The sequence below is a fragment of the Candidatus Nitrohelix vancouverensis genome (genome assembly GCA_015698305.1).
In the GTDB taxonomy this organism is placed as follows: Bacteria; Nitrospinota; Nitrospinia; order Nitrospinales; family VA-1; genus Nitrohelix; species Nitrohelix vancouverensis.
Map to the genome: position 1 here is coordinate 2,313,341 of CP048620.1, position 16,841 is coordinate 2,330,181.

Annotated in this window: 18 protein-coding genes; 8 read left to right on the plus strand and 10 right to left on the minus strand. The window is 49.5% G+C overall.

The window, feature by feature from the left end; all coding sequences use genetic code 11:
• Positions 1-34 precede the first annotated feature (34 nt).
• Both G3M78_10670 and G3M78_10675 read right to left on the minus strand, forming a co-directional pair.
• On the minus strand, positions 35-1,303 hold the full coding sequence (locus G3M78_10670; GenBank protein QPJ65829.1) for a TRAP transporter large permease subunit: 1,269 nt from the start codon (positions 1,301-1,303) through the stop codon (positions 35-37).
• Positions 1,300-1,794, minus strand: coding sequence for a TRAP transporter small permease (locus G3M78_10675; GenBank protein ID QPJ65830.1), 495 nt, complete (start codon positions 1,792-1,794; stop codon positions 1,300-1,302). The genes G3M78_10670 and G3M78_10675 overlap by 4 nt, the downstream gene beginning before the upstream one ends.
• A gap of 94 nt (positions 1,795-1,888) precedes the next feature.
• Between G3M78_10675 and G3M78_10680 the strand changes: the two genes are divergently transcribed.
• The 7 genes from G3M78_10680 to lpdA all read left to right on the plus strand — a co-directional run bounded on the left by G3M78_10680 (position 1,889) and on the right by lpdA (position 9,233).
• Positions 1,889-2,686, plus strand: a complete 798-nt coding sequence (locus tag G3M78_10680) for a formylglycine-generating enzyme family protein (protein ID QPJ65831.1) — start codon at positions 1,889-1,891, stop codon at positions 2,684-2,686.
• A gap of 27 nt (positions 2,687-2,713) precedes the next feature.
• Positions 2,714-3,619, plus strand: a complete 906-nt coding sequence (locus G3M78_10685) for a hypothetical protein (GenBank protein QPJ65832.1) — start codon at positions 2,714-2,716, stop codon at positions 3,617-3,619.
• A complete protein-coding gene (sppA, locus tag G3M78_10690; protein QPJ65833.1) occupies positions 3,606-4,613 on the plus strand; it encodes a signal peptide peptidase SppA in 1,008 nt (335 codons plus the stop codon). Before G3M78_10685 ends, sppA begins: the two co-directional genes overlap by 14 nt.
• A gap of 375 nt (positions 4,614-4,988) precedes the next feature.
• Entirely contained in the window at positions 4,989-6,509 is a 1,521-nt protein-coding gene (locus G3M78_10695) for a sensor domain-containing diguanylate cyclase (protein QPJ65834.1), read from the plus strand.
• Between the two features lie 56 nt (positions 6,510-6,565).
• Positions 6,566-7,213, plus strand: coding sequence for an MOSC domain-containing protein (locus tag G3M78_10700; protein QPJ65835.1), 648 nt, complete (start codon positions 6,566-6,568; stop codon positions 7,211-7,213).
• Positions 7,214-7,251: 38 nt separating this feature from the next.
• Positions 7,252-7,833: a hypothetical protein gene (locus G3M78_10705; protein ID QPJ65836.1), complete on the plus strand. Its 582-nt coding sequence runs from the start codon at positions 7,252-7,254 to the stop codon at positions 7,831-7,833.
• Positions 7,834-7,835: 2 nt separating this feature from the next.
• Positions 7,836-9,233, plus strand: a complete 1,398-nt coding sequence (gene lpdA / locus G3M78_10710) for a dihydrolipoyl dehydrogenase (GenBank protein ID QPJ66833.1) — start codon at positions 7,836-7,838, stop codon at positions 9,231-9,233.
• A gap of 6 nt (positions 9,234-9,239) precedes the next feature.
• Here lpdA and G3M78_10715 read toward each other — a convergent pair whose 3' ends face one another.
• Entirely contained in the window at positions 9,240-9,491 is a 252-nt protein-coding gene (locus tag G3M78_10715) for a hypothetical protein (GenBank protein ID QPJ65837.1), read from the minus strand.
• Positions 9,492-9,781: 290 nt separating this feature from the next.
• Between G3M78_10715 and G3M78_10720 the strand changes: the two genes are divergently transcribed.
• Positions 9,782-10,066, plus strand: a complete 285-nt coding sequence (locus G3M78_10720) for a BolA family transcriptional regulator (protein ID QPJ65838.1) — start codon at positions 9,782-9,784, stop codon at positions 10,064-10,066.
• A 16-nt stretch (positions 10,067-10,082) separates the two neighbouring features.
• Here the strand turns inward: G3M78_10720 and G3M78_10725 are convergent, their stop codons facing one another.
• The 7 genes from G3M78_10725 to rlmN form a co-directional block, all read right to left on the minus strand.
• On the minus strand, positions 10,083-10,565 hold the full coding sequence (locus G3M78_10725) for a hypothetical protein (GenBank protein ID QPJ65839.1): 483 nt from the start codon (positions 10,563-10,565) through the stop codon (positions 10,083-10,085).
• Between the two features lie 178 nt (positions 10,566-10,743).
• Entirely contained in the window at positions 10,744-12,024 is a 1,281-nt protein-coding gene (locus tag G3M78_10730) for a c-type cytochrome (GenBank protein QPJ66834.1), read from the minus strand.
• Between the two features lie 33 nt (positions 12,025-12,057).
• Positions 12,058-14,193, minus strand: coding sequence for a hypothetical protein (locus G3M78_10735; protein QPJ65840.1), 2,136 nt, complete (start codon positions 14,191-14,193; stop codon positions 12,058-12,060).
• Between the two features lie 267 nt (positions 14,194-14,460).
• Positions 14,461-14,658, minus strand: coding sequence for a hypothetical protein (locus tag G3M78_10740; GenBank protein QPJ65841.1), 198 nt, complete (start codon positions 14,656-14,658; stop codon positions 14,461-14,463).
• Positions 14,655-14,936 (minus strand): lipid A biosynthesis protein, encoded by a 282-nt coding sequence (locus G3M78_10745; protein ID QPJ65842.1) that lies wholly within the window; start codon positions 14,934-14,936, stop codon positions 14,655-14,657. The genes G3M78_10740 and G3M78_10745 overlap by 4 nt, the downstream gene beginning before the upstream one ends.
• A 4-nt stretch (positions 14,937-14,940) precedes the next feature.
• Positions 14,941-15,681, minus strand: coding sequence for a glycosyltransferase family 2 protein (locus G3M78_10750; GenBank protein ID QPJ65843.1), 741 nt, complete (start codon positions 15,679-15,681; stop codon positions 14,941-14,943).
• A 14-nt stretch (positions 15,682-15,695) separates the two neighbouring features.
• A complete protein-coding gene (gene rlmN / locus G3M78_10755) occupies positions 15,696-16,781 on the minus strand; it encodes a 23S rRNA (adenine(2503)-C(2))-methyltransferase RlmN (GenBank protein ID QPJ65844.1) in 1,086 nt (361 codons plus the stop codon).
• Positions 16,782-16,841 lie beyond the last annotated feature (60 nt).

Genomic DNA, 16,841 nt, shown 5'->3' on the forward strand with positions numbered 1-16,841 from the left:
CAGGTTGCTGAACTGTGTGTATTTTAACCTAACTTCAGTCCGTTGCAAAGCGGACAAGAAACAAACTGAGATCGGGGAAATAGGTGATGATGAGCAGACCGATCAGTTGCAATGCCAGAAAAGGAAGAGCCGCCTTGTAAAGCCGTATCACCGGTTCGGAAAAACGCGCGCTGGAGATGAACAGGTTGATGCCCACCGGAGGCGTGGCGTAACCGATTTCCAGATTGGCGAGAAAAATGATTCCCAGATGAACCGGATCAACTCCGTAATGGAGCGCGAGCGGGATGATCAGGGGAACGACCACGATGATCGCGGAGAAGATATCCATCATGCAACCGACGATCAGCAGAAAAATATTCAGAACGATCAGAAATGCAATTGGACTTTCGATATGTTCTTTGAAGAAAGCGAGCAGTTGCATCGGCATTTGCTCGTCGATCAGGTAGCTGGTGAAACCCATCGCCGCGCCCAGAATGATGATGATGGAACCGACCAGCGTCATACTGTTCAGCATCAGTCGCGGCAAATCTTTAATGGGGTGCAGTTCCTTGTGGATGAAGGTTCCGACAAGAAGGACGTATAACACGGTGACGGTCGCCGCTTCCGTCAATGTCACCAGTCCGCTGTAAATACCGACGATCAAAATGAGTGGGAGAGGGATTTCCCATATCGAGTCGCGCAGAGCCGCCAAGGCCTCCGATTTTGAAAAAGCCGCCCTGGATACAGCGGGACTGCGGAATCGGCAATAGAGGCCCATCACGCCAACGAGAAGCAGTCCGGGCAGTATTCCGGCGAGGAATAAATGATCCACGCTCACCTGGGCGACGATGCCGTAAAGTATGAGGGGCAGGGAAGGCGGGAACAGCAGTCCGATGCTTCCTGAAGAAGTGATGAGACCGAGCGAAAAATTTTTGGAATAATGTTCTTTTAAAAGCAAGGGGTAGAGCAGACCGCCCAACGCGATGATGGTGACGCCTGAGGCGCCTGTAAAGGCGGTGAAAAAAGCGCTGGCTCCCAGAACCGCCCAGGAGACGCCGCCGCGCAGACCGCCAAGAAATGCGCGCGATAAACGAGTGAGGCGTTCCGGCGCGCGACCGTTGGCCAGAACAAATCCCGCGAAGGTGAATAGGGGGATGGCGGCGAGGGATGGGGCCGAGGCGACCCGGTACAATTCAATGAACAGCGCCGCAGGTTCGATGTCCAGCGAGTGAAACGCCAGCATTGTGGCCAGGGCAATGACGACGAACAAGGGCGCTCCCATGAGCGCAAACAGGATCAAACCTGAAACGACCAGATAGCTCATCGTTTTTCATCCGTCGGAGTGAAGCTCAACTCGATAGCGTGAAGAATGAAGCGAAAAGAAATGACTGCAAAGGCGTAGGGAATGACGGTTTGAAACGCCCAGGTAGGGATGTCAAAAATAAGCAGACTGCCGCCTTCTTTTTCAAACATGACAAAATCCCAGGCTGATTTGGTCAGAAACGCGCAGACGATCCCCGAACCAAAATGAACCAGTATGCGGAGGATACGATTCTTTCGCGCAGAGAGCAGGTGTGATAAAAAGGCGATGGACAAGTGACGCGATTGTTGCGCGGCGATGGATGCCCCAAGAAGACCAAGCCACAAGGCCCAGTGTCGCAGAAGGATTTCGGCCCAGCTCAATCCTGAAGAAAAGAAATTGCGCATGAAGACTTGCGAAAATGAGATGAGGATCATTCCTGTGAGGAGAACAAGAATCGCGCAACTTTCTATTTTTCCAAGCCAGCCATCAAAAATTTTGAACAGGCGAATCATCGAGGGGAACCTATTGTGATATTTAGGTGATACTCTGGACCATGCTTCTTATAATATGCCATAAACCCTCAATCCCGTAGAAAGGAAACTTTGAATGAAATTTTGGCTTTTGTTTTTTACCTTTTTTCTTGGCTCCGGAAATCATTCTACGGCGCATGGCGGAGAGGCGATTGAGGGCATGGTGTTTTTCCCTCCGGGCGAATTCATGATGGGAAGCGATAATGTGACGGGGAAGGATGATGAGCATCCCAAACGTCCTGTTTATCTCGATGGATTTTATCTGGATCAATACGAAGTGAGCGGCAAGGATTTTGAGATTTATCTGGAAAAATATTCGAACGAGCATCCAACGATCACCGGATGGTACGGGCGTAAAGTGAAACCGGATATGGCGGACAGTCCGGTCTTTGGCCTGACCTGGGAACGCTGTCAGAACTATTGCCTGCGCAACGGAAAACGACTTCCCACGGAAGCGGAGTGGGAGAGGGCGGCGTCGGGTCTGGAGGAACGCTTGTATCCCTGGGGGAATGAAGAGCCGTCTCCCGAACACGCCAATTTTGGTAAATGCTGTTTTATCATGAGAGGTTCGATTCTTTCCCCGGTGGATGGCTATGAAGCGGGTAAGACTCCGGAGGGCGTGTATAATCTGGCGGGAAATATTGCTGAATGGGTGTATGATTGGTATGATAGAAATTATTATAAAGACAGTCCCTACAAAAACCCGCGCGGTCCTGAAAGTGGAGAGTTTCACGTGATTCGCGGGGGCGCCTGGAACAGCCTGCCTGTCTATCTTCGCAACGCCTCCCGGTATGGTTACGATGATGCAAAAGATTATTATGGGATTGGGTGTCGTTGCGCGTTGTCCGGTACGACAAAGGTCAATAACGAATAAAATTTTTCAATTGGGGTGGTTTGCGTAATGGAAGATCTGGATAAAAAAATAAATTTGATCATTCGCGATAAAATTTCTTACATGCTGGCGGAAAATTCTGTTCGTATCAAGAAGGTCAACACACGCTACACCAATAAGAATCTGTACAACACCGTTGAACGGTTGAACGATATTGTCGGCAGTTACGACCGGCTGGTTCGTACCATTTGCAAGGAAAGATTCAGCGTAGAGAAAGCGGTGCGGCTTCGTTATATATCTGAATTGACGCCGGAGCGCTTGCATACCGTTAAGCGCGAAACCTTGAATGAAGTGGAACGCGGCTTGAGACAGTTGACAGAGGAATATAAAAAACTCTACAAACCCTTTGCCAAAGAGGCAGAGTTTGACGAGCAGGTGGAAAAAATTTTTGAGAACGCTAAAGAAAATATAGAAAAACTTGCTGAGAAAACTTTGGAGAAAATCAATTCCGAAGTGGTGGGGTCGACGCGGGTGTCCCCGGATGATCTTCAAAACTTATACGATATTGAACAATCTTCCCTGGTGGATCTCGCCATCATCAAACCGCTTCAGAATATGCATTTAATGCTTGCCCGCCTCAGCGAGAAACCGGAGGCGCAGTCATTGCAACGGAATATTCAGGAGGCCATCAAGGAGTATGTGAAAATTTCCAAGTCCAATGAATCGGACGCCTGGGCCATCCCCTCCGTTCAGGGCAAGAAAATGCGCAAGATGGAAGTGGCGGGTCAGGATATCTTCTTAAAGGATATGATCTACGGTTTGCACAGCTTGATCCAGAATGCTGAACTGCCTGCTGAACATCGTAATCGCGAAGTCATCGATAAAATCTGGAAACAAATCGAACTGGGTCTGGATGCAAAAGAGAGCCTGGCGAATGTGAAACAGAATTTGAAAACTCTTTATGATTTGCTGTGATCGTTTGATAAAAGAATTTCTGCCCCACTTCAAACCGGTTTTATACGCGTTTCTAGTCGCCCTGATCCTGTCTGTTTTATCGGGTTGCGCTTACATCCAATTAGGGCCATCCATCGGGCCGCTTGAGGAAGTTACATTAGAAGGCGAGGGCGACGAAAAAATCCTTTTGCTCGAAATTGAAGGGGTGATTGGCAACAAAGCGAAGCGCTCTCTCACCGGATTCTCCATCGATGTGGGCATGGTCGAAAAAGTCCGTGAGATTTTGAAACAAGCCAGCGAGGACGACGCTATTCGTGGCTTGCTGGTACGCATCAATTCCCCGGGTGGGACAGTTACCTCAAGCGATATTATTTTTCATGAATTACAGCGATTCAAACAGGAGAGAAATATCCCCGTTTACGTCGCCATCGTGGACCTTGCCGCGTCGGGAGGCTATTATATCGCGCAGGCGGGCGACCTCATCATGGCTCATCCCACCTCGCTGATAGGAAGCATCGGCGTGATCGCCATGAAGGTCAACCTGACTGAGTTGATGGGCAAAGTGGGCGTCGATTGGGAAATCGTCAAGTCCGGCGACAAGAAAGATTTCCTGTCCCCATTCCGCGCCTTGACAGAAGAAGAACGACGCTTGTTTCAGGACACGATCGATCAGTTTCATGACCGTTTTGTTCGCCTGATTGCGGACAACCGACCGGAATTATCTTACGATCAGGCGTTAATCATTGCTGATGGACGAGTCTACACAGCGGAACAGGCTCTCGGTAACAAGTTGATAGACAAGATCGCTTATTTCGACGAGATGACCGAGCACATGAAAACACATCTTGGCGTCGATGCATTGAAGATCGTGACTTATCAGCGTTCAGGCGATTTCAAGAGCAACCTCTATTCTCAAGCAGATCGAATTCCCCCCACAGTCAATTTATTCAATATAGATATTGGAATGGATTGGCTTCCCTCGACCCCCCAGTTCATGTATTTATGGGCGCCGTGATTACCGGAAAAGCCTTATAAATATTCAAAAAACCGATATAAATCCTTCTATTATTTCGACTTGGTTGAATTTTTCTGATTTATTCATTAGAATAACATAAGGTTCTCTTGATTATGACTGGGCGTTCATATCTTGGGAGACTCCTTTTTTAGGCGCGGTTCGCAGTCATTCATTACGAACCGAATCATATTTCACACCAAAGTTTATATGTTCGTGAGAATCTATTCTCTACTATTCGATTTGAGCGAGCATCCGGTTTTTTAGTTCAGTTGTTCTTAGGCTGTGTGTATCGGCAGGCTTCCTCTTGTTTGATCTGGTGGGACTCGCCGGAGTAAATTGTATTTCTTCTTGAACCTGAACGCAGGTAAACCAGCAGTGTCCGAATACCAATTAAAAGAAGAGACGGCGTTGTTGAAGGGGGTTTCTCTTGCGAACCATCACCTCTTGACGCATGCCGACTACTCAGTGTCCCTGATGAACGCCTTGTCGTCTATCGGCTCCGGGGTGAGGGCAGATTGCAGCGCCATTTTCATACATGAATTTAGCGCCTTGAATCCTTCGACGATCCAGCATTATTTTTTATGGAGCGAAGTCGACGGCGCATGCCAGAAATCCATAGAACAGGGAACCCAATATGCAACTCTGGAACTGGCGTCTTCTTACAAGAAGTTGTCCAGTGAAAAGTTTGTTGTTCTGGAAAGACCTCACATTTCCAGCGTTCTTTTACAATTTTTACCCTCAGATGAGCTTGCAAGCGTTTTGTTGATGCCTATTTATATTGAGGAACAATGCCTGGGAACTTTGCTTCTGGGTTTCGATCAAGTGAGAAATACCTGGTCGGACAACGAAATCGCCATGCTGAAAATGGCGACGGATGGACTGGGCGGTAAAATTAAAAATTTCCGCGATGAAACATCGTTCAGAGCGATTGTTGAAGGCACCTCGGCGCGTGTGGGAGAAGAGTTTTTTCGTTCTTTAGTGCGCAATCTGGCGTCGTCCATGCCGGTCTATGCGGCCTATGTCGCGGAGTTAACAGAGTTTCAAAATCATCAGTGTCGCGTTCTGGTCGGTTGGGAAGGAGATCATTTTATCAATTCCTACACCTTTGATCTGCGTAACACGCCTTGCGAGGAAATCATTGCGGGGATGATGACATATAGCCTGAACAACGCGCAGGAAACCTATCCAAAGGATTTTTCAATGGCCAGAATCGGCGGCGTCTCCTACGCGGGCGTTCCGTGTTTTGATGGACAATTGAAAATCATCGGAGCGCTTTGGGTGGTCAATCTCAAGCCGATCACAGAAAAAAACAGAACGCTGAGTATTTTGAAAATGTTTGCGGCGCGCGCGGGCGCTGAATTGGAACGCAAACGCTCAGAAGACATCATGAAAAACATGGCCTATCACGATGCGCTGACAGGTCTGCCCAACCGGGTCCTCTTGAATGATCGTTTGAAAATGGTTCTGGCGCATGCGCAGAGACATCAGGTGTGTCTCGCTGTTTTGTTCATTGATCTCGACGGTTTCAAGGAAGTCAACGATTCCTGGGGTCACGGGGCCGGGGATATCGTTTTGCAGGGGGTGGCCGAGCGCTTGAAGCAATGCATCCGCCAGGAAGACACCGTAGCGCGTTTGGGCGGGGATGAATTCATTGTGTTGATGTCGCGTATTGGCTCCGATAAAAATGCGGCGAGCCTCGCTCAGAAAATTCTGGATATCATCGAGAAACCATTCTATTTTGAAGATCGGGAACTCAAAATTTCAGTGAGCATAGGAATCAGCGTTTACCCGGACGACGGCAACGATGCTAAAACATTACTGCGGAAAGCCGATACCGCATTGTATCGCGCAAAAAATAAAGGCAAGAATACCTATTTCTTCACCAAGGATATCTAACAAAAAAACTGGCTGATTTCTGGATGTGTTGTCGAAGGCCTTCCCTGACCAACCTGATGATTACCCTTCTTTCTGTTAATGTTGGCAAACCTAAAAAAGTCACTTTCCCAAACGGGAGAACGTTTTATACGGGCTTCAACAAGACCCCTACATCAGAACCGCAATATCTGGATGCGCCCGGTTTGATTGGCGACGGCGTGGCAGACCGCCGCTATCATGGAGGTTCCGATAAAGCGGTGTGCGTCTATTTTGCAGACCATTTTGCCTTTTGGAAATCGGTTCTTGGAGTTGCTCTGTCTCCCGGTTCCTTTGGTGAAAATTTCAGCATCTCTGGCATGGATGAAACGCAATTGCATATTGGCGATATCTATCGGGTGGGCGACGCCGAGTTGCAATGCACCGAGCCGCGCCAACCCTGCGTGAAGCTCGCTTCAGCGTTGAACTCCTCCACCCTGGTGAAAACAATGCGCGACACAGGTTACAGCGGGGCGTATTTCAGCGTGCTAAAGCCGGGACAGGTGCGAGTAGGAGATTCGATGGAATTAATAACAGCAGATCCTGAGCAATTTTCAATTTCCCAAGTCAATCAACTTCTGTATCATGACAAATCAAATACGGCGTCGATGCAAAAGCTTCTGGCCATCCCCGGAGTGTCGACAACCTTGCGGCGATATTTTGAAGGCCGTTTGGAAAAATCTCTTTAGCTGACTCGCCGCATCACTCAAACTTCCCTGCAAGGTCCATGGGTTCCAGGTCTCAGATTTTTTCAACACAATCGCGTGAGCAATGGCTCGAATGGTTTCGAGAGGAATGCCTGGTGGATGGTTTGGATGGCTCTCTTGCAGAAGCCTTTTTGGATTATCTCGCTGACCGGGGCTTGTTCGCCATTGCATCCGACGAACAGTGGCGCTGGAACAGCGCTGGCGAAACTACTGTGAGCCGGGATCATTTGGACAAGGATATGGAGAAGCTGGGCGCGGCGAACACGATGAATGCGCTTTCTTATTTCATCAAAGATTATAAGGCGAGCGTCTTGCCTCAGAGTCCGGCAGATTCCTCTTCTGCGCGCAGTCATTTATTTGGTAGTAAAAAAACGCGATCAAAAAACAGTTCTTCCGATCTCAGTAATCAGCAGATTGTGAAGAAGATGGAGAGTCAGTTACGCCCCTTTCTGGAGCAGGAGAAAATTTTGACGGCGTTGTTTGAAGGGCCGCGCGTTGCAAAGGACCGGGCGCGTTTATTGTGCAATTTTGTTATGAAACAAATCCAGCATCAGGTTCCGCGTAGAGAATGGGAACAACTGAGCAGACGCAGACACAGGTGAATATGATATCGGTGGATCTTTTAGTGATTGGCGGCGGGCCGGGCGGTTATCATGCGGCTTTCGACGCGGCGGACCGCGGCATGAAAGTGGCGTTGGCGGATGAGAATGCAACTCTGGGCGGCGTCTGTTTGAATCGCGGTTGCATTCCCTCCAAAGCCTTGTTGCATGTCGCGGCTTTGATTCAGGAAACGCGCAGAGCGTCTGAATGGGGGGCGACTTACGCCGACCCTTCCATTGATCTGGATAAATTGAGAGCGTGGAAGGATGCGACGGTGCAACGAATGGCGAAAGGGCTGGATGAACTGGCGCGTCAACGCAAGGTCCAGACCTTTCAAGGGAGAGCTAAATTGACAGGCGCTTCTTCAGCTGAGATCGCGGGGCACGGCAGGGTCGAATTCAAACACTGTTTGCTGGCGACCGGGTCTCGTCCTAAAAGTCCTTCATTGTTCCATCCACTCGGCAATTTGTTGATGGATTCGACCTCTGCCCTGGCTCTGGAGAACATCCCTCAAAAACTTCTGGTGCTTGGCGGCGGCTACATCGGATTGGAAATGGGGACAGTTTACGCCGCTCTGGGAAGTCGCGTGACGGTGGTGGAAATGCAGAGCGCCTTATTGCCTGGCGTGGACAGCGATCTGGTTCGCCCATTGGCGAGGAATCTGGCTTCGATGTTCGAAACAATTCATCTCGACACGAAAGTGACTTCGGCGTCAATTGTGAACGGCGAAGTTCAGGTCGGGATGCAGAAAGGCTCGGAAGAGACGCTGGAGACTTTCTCTAAGATTCTCGTTTCCGTCGGCAGGGAGCCAAACACGCAGGCGCTGGGGCTGGAGCACACAGCGGTTCAGCTCGAAGAAGGCGGTTTCATTAAAACCGATTCGAACGGTCGGACCGATGAACCTGGAATATTTGCGATCGGCGATATCGTTGCTGGCGCGATGCTGGCGCACAAAGCCTCGCATGACGCTCAACGGGCGATCAACTGGATTGAGCGGGGGGAAGCGGGCAAGTCATCGGTGATCCCCGCCGTGGTCTTCACCGACCCGGAGATCGCCTGGTGCGGGCTCTCTGAAACGGATGCGCGTCGCAAGGGCATCGCATTTCATGTTTCGCGATTTCCCTGGTCGGCTTCTGGAAGGGCGCAGGCGATGGGCCGGGGCGAGGGATTGACCAAGTTGATTCTGGAACCGGAGAGCAACAAAATTCTTGGAATGGGCGTCGTTGGCGTCAACGCAGGCGAGTTGATTGGTGAAGGCGTGCTGGCCATGAATATGGGAGCGTCCGCAAAAGATCTGGCGCATGCGGTTCACCCGCATCCCACGCTTTCAGAAACGATCTCCGAAGCGGCGTTTGCGGGCATGGGACAGGCAATACATATTTACAAGCGGCCTCGAAAATAACGGGTTTTATATGTCGATCACATCCTGATCGTTGCGATTGGATCTGTACGGACGTTGATGGGGCAGGGGAGGTTGCGCGGGTCTTTTTCTTAATAGCCGAAGAAGAAAAATGATGACGCCTGCAATCAATGCGATTGAAAACAGCGTGAATGTAAATACAAACAACAGGGTCAGGCTGACGACGATCCACAAGACCATGTAGATTTTGGTGGAGGTCGGGATTTTCTCGTTCTTCAAAGTGTATTTATGAAACATCATGATAGCGTTTGATGTGATTGGATTTACTGCGGGAATTTGATAATATGAATTATGAATGATACGCCTTTAACAATTATAGCTTGCCCCCACTGCCAAGTCAAAAACCGTGTGCGCGCTTTCAAGCCCGGACAAATCCCCGTTTGTTCGAAATGTCGCGGGCGTTTGATGTCCGAAGAAGAAAGCGAGACGCATGCCTGGTTTGGGGATTCGATGAATAAATTCAAAGACCTCCCTGATTTGGGGTTCCGGTCGGAAGAAAAATAACTCACACACTACAGGATTGGAATTGCATGGAAACGACAGATTTGATCGATCAGATTTTGAAAGAAAAATTGAACGCCGACCACGTGGGCATCATCGACGAGAGCCATTTGCATCGCGGTCACAAAGCGGCTGGAGGCGGCGGGCATTACCATGTGACCGTGGTATCCAGTCAGTTTGAAAACGTCAATTTGATTGACCAACGCCGATTGGTTTATTCAGCGCTGGACGATCAGATCAACGGACAACCCAAGTTGATCCACGCCATTCAAATCAAGACCCTCACCCCGGAAGAATGGAAAAGCAAGAACTGAACCCGCGCGCCTGCGTCTATTCCCTGTAGAGCTCAAGCTCTTCGCAGTTTTTCAGGTTGGGCGACTCCGCCAGGGCCTTGTAGCCAACATTGCCATACTGGTTCTTGTAAAGATCGAGCTTTATATATTTTTTGCTCTGCTCGGAATCTGCGAAGGCCTTCGCGCCTTCGTCGCCGATGACATTCCCGAACATCGTGAGGTTTACCAGTTTTGGGAAATTGGTGGAGTTTGCAATGGCGATGGCGCCATCGTCGCCAATTTCATTGTGATTCAGATTGAGTATTTCCAGATTGCCCAGTAGAGAGGATTCCGCCAATGCCTCTGCGCCTTCGTCTGCGCATTGGTTTCCCGGTAAAATCAATTCCTTGAGATTTTTTAAAGCAGGGTGATTTGCCAGTTCCATGATTCCCCTCAGGCCAATGTATTTATCTCGCAGGTTTAAAATACTTCCATCCTCCGAGAGCCCTTCCTTAACCATATCGTCGATTCGCTTACTCATATCAAATCCTTGATTACGCGCTGTTTCAGCGGTATTTAAAAGTGAAGTGGAAATTTAAAAATGTCCTGTTACGTTAGCATACATTCGGATGGATTTTAATAAATTTTAGGAAACGAGAGGGCGGCGCAAATAAAAAAAAGGCAGAGGCCAGAGGCCCCTGCCTTTGTTTGACTTTCGTTTATAGCAACGGATCCATGAAGAGGCCTTCCGTTTTCCATCGCTCGATATCCTCTTTCGTGGGAACGGGAGGAATCGGTCGCTTCTCCGTTCTGGATTCGAGAGGAGAATGGAAGGTTCGTGCGTAGGCTTCGGTTTTCCACAAAATTAAATGTGGGAAAACGCTTCCCCATGCGGCCATTGGGGTGCCGTCCACACCGCGCGTAACCCGCTTGTACCATAAGCTGTCCGGCCAATCTCTCAGGGGAACGCCTTTCAACTGATCCGGCATTTTGTCGGTGTCGGGCTGGGAATCATCGCGGAAATCCAAGGCACCGGTCATCATGGGAATACCGTCCTTACCATGACAAACCGCACAGTTGAGACCTTCGGCGACGCCTTCACCTTCGCCATTGAAGATCTTTTTGCCTTCTTCAATGATTTTGGGATCGTCAAACCAGGTCCATTGTTCGCCCAGCTTGCCTTCAACCGGCGCATGCTCAGGGTCGCGAAGCGTTTTCATGTAGGACACCAGAGCGTGCATTTCGTCTTCGCTCAGATCTTCGCCGTAATAGGTCGGCATGGCCTTGACGGATTTTGGATCCTCAAAACCGGGGGACTGCAATACCCGAGGGTTGACGACTTGTTCTTTAATATATTCTTCAGAATAAAGCCCGATCTGCTTGGTGCCCAAATTGGGGCCGCGATCCGAGTTGCCTTCCCAGAATACTTTATGACAGTTGAAACATTTGTTCTCCTGAAAAACAGCGCGACCAGCCGCGATGACCTCAGGGCCAGCCAGACCGCTCAGTTTGATGGGGGGTTTTTCCAGCTTGGCTATTTCCACCGCTGGATCAAACTGAGGCAATTGAGCTGTGATTGTAATGAATATACCCGATGCGATGGCGTAGGTCCCGAGCAGACGGACGATCCAGTCCATATGCCGTTGCTCTTCCTTCATGGCTTTGGAATCGAGAATAATGAAATAGACCAGCCCGACACCGGCAAAAGCGACAAATTCAATCTGCCACCAGATCGGGAACCCGGCTTTACCGGCAACAACCCAAATGATAGCTCCAATGACAAGAATGCCAGGGATTTTGAATTTGATATTCTGAAAGAATGTTTTCTCTTTTAATTCGCCGCTGGGGATCGCAAGAAGCAGAGCGTATGTCATCCCGACCAATGTCAGCGCAACGCCGCCCAGACGCGCGGCATCAGCGAAGCCCAAGACTCCAAATAATACCCAGACTCCACCGGCAATAGCCAAAGAAACGACTACGATCAAGCCAGCTTTCTGCATAAACGATTTTTCTGCCATCCTATGCTCCTAGAATTACTCCGCCATTTGAGGGCTTGCCTGTGGCGGGGCTGTTTCGACTGCCTTCTTTTTAGATTTTGGATATTTGATTCCCAACCAGATAATGGCTGTCATGATGATAAAGAAAGTCCAAACGATGGTCGTCACATGGAAACCTGCGTCGGCAAGGGTCGGCGCAAATTTATCAACGGTGACATCTTTGTAGACTTTATAAACATGCCAGTTCATTCGGGATAACTCGCGAATCGTACCCATCCAGCTCATCAGCCAGATATCTGCAAATCCGAGGAAAATCAGCGCATACAATCCAAGAGGATTGATTTTGCCATAATGAACCTTACCGGTGCGGGTTGCGATGGTATAGAAAATATAGTTGATAAAGGTCACCGCAACCAGAGCAAAAGCGGCGGTATTCTTAGAGACCATGAGCGCCAGGAATGCCAGGTTATCCGGTAGCACCATGGCGCTGTCCATTCCCGGTTCAGGCATCATGGTTGCGTAAAAACGTCTTGGCGTGAACCAGATTGTGGCCGCAATGACGATCAGTACGAATCCAAATTTCATGGCTGGGAAGAAGCGTTGCGCATTTTCGATACGCTTCATACTCACCCACATATAGATATTACTCATACTGAACATGGTTCCAACCAACAAGCCCTGAACCAGCATGAACATGGATTCTCGATCGGACATGATGTACATGCCGATGGTTGCATCGTACTCGTAAATTTCGCGTACGAAGATGTAACCCATTGCCGGAAGCGGGATCATGATGCCGACGCCAATCAGGTTGCCAATGTAGCCAACCCAGTCATAATATTCTTTTTCTTCTTTCGTTTTGGACCAGAGGTACATGTAAGCGCCAATGATACAAACCATGTAACCGCCGAATGTTCCGTTACCCACCAGTCGATGGTAGTTCAAAGGCATCCAGGTGGCGTTAGCGATTCGCGACCATTCTGATATGGTCGTCAGCGAATCCAGTGGTTTTGGCGGCGTCTGCATATATGTCGCCGGACCGTCCAGGGCGCAGAGTAGAGTCAGGCCGAGGATGTTCAGGAAAATACCGACAACGATGTGGCGTCCTTTTTTATTCGATTTGTTCAGCGGATCCCAAGAGTACACATAGATGTACATGACGATGGTTTCCAGAATGAACAGGGTCGGATAGCCAACCATGAACAGGACTGGAAAGGACTGAATCAGATAGGTGATGAAATCTTTGTACGCGATCAGCATGACAAACAGGAAGAGTCCGCCGGTCAGCGCGGTGAAACTGTAACAGATACCGATGACCTTGGTGATCTCATGCGCCAGACGCTCGAATTTGAAATCGGCCTGGGCAAACATGATCGCGTTTGAGAGGATACCGCCCACAGCGCCGTTAACAATCGCCAGAATAATCGCTGAAGTTTCAAGATGCTCGACAGGCGTTAACGGAATGGCGATCAATGTTCCAAAGACCGCGCCCACCAGGGCCGAGACTTTAGCATTCATCAATCGGTGGAAATAGTTACAGAAGCTCACAAGGAGCGCGCCAAAGGCGCAGGCCCATAGACCATAGAGTACGCCGTGATGAATTCCGACTATGATTTCGCCTGTAATACCGATGACGACGCCGATGAGAACGCCGAGAAATACGTTGGATAATATGATTGCCTTACGCACGCCCTGAGTTCTTCGCGCGCCCATAACCTCCATGATGACAACAAACATGGGACAGCCGAGAATGAACGATGCGAACAGGATATGTAGTTGAGCCGCCGCCCAGGTGAACTTGCGATTGCTCGTTCCCATGAAGGTATAGGTTTCAAACTCGTGATCTTTGGCTGGGCCAATATCCGTCAAATAGGACAGGTCTTCTTCTTCGGTGGCTTCTTCCCCATCTTCTTCGCCGGCTTCTTCTCCACCTTCTTCCTCTTCTTCGCCTTCTTCCTCGTCTTCAAAATCTTCGAAATCCTCAAAATCATCATCTTCTTCTTGCGCATAAGCATTGGAAGATAATGTGGGGTTGATGTTGAAGGATCCGAAAGTGGTCTGCATTACGGAGGGGTTCATATGAACCAGACCGTAAATCATTAGTAAAAGGAAGGAAATACCAGCTTTTTTTAAGAGGGAATTTGTGTTCATTTCGTTAGATGACTTGTCCATTTAAGATCTCTTTAGCGCCTGTGGTTATGAATCCGAATTTTTTGCGGCTCTAACAATTGCAAGCCCCGCTTATCCATTTGATAAAAACGATTTTTGAATCGAGAAAAACAGGGACTCTGATTACGCATCTTCACGCAAGCCCTTACTCAGGGCTTTAAGAAAGGTAGAGAAATATCATAGGGGGTACCCAAAGTCAAGCAGTTTAAGGGCGTTTTGGATGCGTGAAATGAAGGACTTTTAAATTCGCAGTGGCGATGGAGATGTGGGTCAGGGGGATGGCGGAGAGGGGTCGTCGTCGTTGGGAAGAATCAGGATTCCAAAGCCGATTGCGGCGAACAATACCGAGAGCAAACCGGTCAGCAATTGCGGCCATTCGGATTCGATGGAGCGCATTGACCAGACGAATAGGGCGCCGCCAAAGAGCAGGAGTCCTGTTCCCAGCAAACGGATTTTGAGCAAACTCATTCCCCGGCCTTTTGCAGGGTCTTTTTCTTGCGGTCGATGAGCACCAGATTTCTTATATAGATTACGGAGCCAAGACTTTGACCGACAATGAAGACCGGGTCGGCTCGATGTAAAGCATAGGCGAGCAAAACGAGGCTTCCGCCAATACTGCAATACCAGAAAGCGATGGGAATGGTGCTCTCTCCCTTTTTCTCTGAAACAATCCATTGAATAATGAAGCGCGCTCCAAACAGGGCTTGCCCCATAAATCCCACAGCCAACCACAGGGTTGCGGTCATGTACTCAATCCTCCTCTATTATATCGTAGTTAATGATTCGTTTTTTCATCCAACGGATTGCCAGAAGGTCCAGCAGGGACGCCCATAAACGATTGCTGATATTGTATTTGGATACGCCGTGTATGCGCGGGTAATGTCCGACTTTGACCTGGGTGACTGTAAATCCCTCCATTTTCATAATGGTGGGAAAGAAGCGGTGCAGGCCCTTGTAGAGTTTGACCTTGTCAAAACAGCGACGGCGAAAGGCTTTGAGGGAACAGCCGGTGTCGGCGATGGACTCGTCGCTCAGGTAATTGCGCACAGCGTTGGCGATTTTGGATGAGACCTTGCGCACCCAGGGATCGTTGCGTTTGTGGCGCCAGCCGCAGGCGACATCGAATTTGTCCATTTGCTCGAGCAAGAGGGGTATGTCCTCGGGATTGTTCTGTAAATCGGCGTCGAGCGTGACGATGATGTCGCCGCGCGCCGCTTCGAATCCTGCGGCAAAGGCCGCGGTCTGACCATGATTGTGGCCAAAACGAATCAAGCGGATTTTTGGGTTCGATTTCTGTAATTGCCTGACCAGGTAGGCGCTTCCATCCCGACTTCCGTCGTCGATCAGGATGATTTCGTAATCGAGGTCCAGAGGGGACAGGGCGGAAAACAGTTTTTCCTCAAGAGGAACGAGGTTCTCTCTTTCATTATAAAGAGGAATCACAACGGACAGGTCGATTGCGTTAGACGTTTTTTCGGTCGAGGCGTTCATATCGTTCTGGGAGTTTAAAGAGGCGCGGTCGCGGTCTGCGAGACGGACGCCGTCTGCGAGACGGTCGCCGTCTGCGAGTGCGCGGCCAGTTGTCCGCAGGCGCCCATGATGTCGGCGCCGCGATTTTTGCGTATATAGACGGAATAGTTCTGTTCGATTAAATAATTCTGAAAGGCCAGGGTCTCTTCTTCCTTTGGAGGTTGGTAACTGGAAGGGGAGAAGGGGTTGAAGGGTATCAGATTGATTTTGCTTGGAATCCCTCTCAACATTTTCGCCAGTCTTCTGGCATCCTCCGGGCTGTCATTGACGCCTCTCAGAAGGATGTATTCAAAGGTCATGCGCCGTTGCGGTTTGAGCGGATAATTGCGCAGACACTCGAGCAGGGTTTCTATCGGGTATTTCTTATTGATCGGGATCAGCGTGTCGCGGGTGGCGTTTTCGGTCGCGTTCAGGGAAATGGCCAGATTGATGTGCAGATTTTCTTCCTGAAATTGCTTGATCTTGTCGACCAGACCCGAGGTGGAAATGGTCACTTTGCGGGTGGACAGGCGCAGGGCGGAAGGCGAGATCATCAGACGGACGGCGTCGACCAGCGCGTCGTAATTATCGAGCGGTTCTCCCATGCCCATGAGAACGATATTGGTGATTTTGCCTTCCTCGCCGACATCGTTGTTGACGGCCATGATCTGACCGATGATTTCCCCTGCGCTCAGATTGCGTTTGAGTCCCATCGTCGCTGTCATGCAGAAGGAGCAATTCAATCGACATCCCACCTGGCTGGAGACGCAAAGGGTCTTGCGGTCGCCGGAGGGCATCCAGACGCTTTCAATGCATTCCCCGTCTTCAAACTGAATGAGGTATTTGATGGTGCCGTCTCGCGATTGCGTCTTTTCCTTGATCGAGGGCAGGCTGATATGGAACTTGTTGGCCAGTTGCGCCCGGGTCGCTTTGGATAAATTGGTCATTTCATTGAAATCATAGATTCCATAATGGTAGACCCAGTTCATCGTTTGCCCGACGCGATAGGGCTTTTCTCCCAGAGCGATGAAAGTTTCTTCAAGCTCTTTTTCTGAAACGCCTATTAGATTTTCCGTTTTCATTACTTTATGGAAAAAATGCTGAAAGTTAAGTTTAATTGAGGATTGCGGACGTAATGGCTA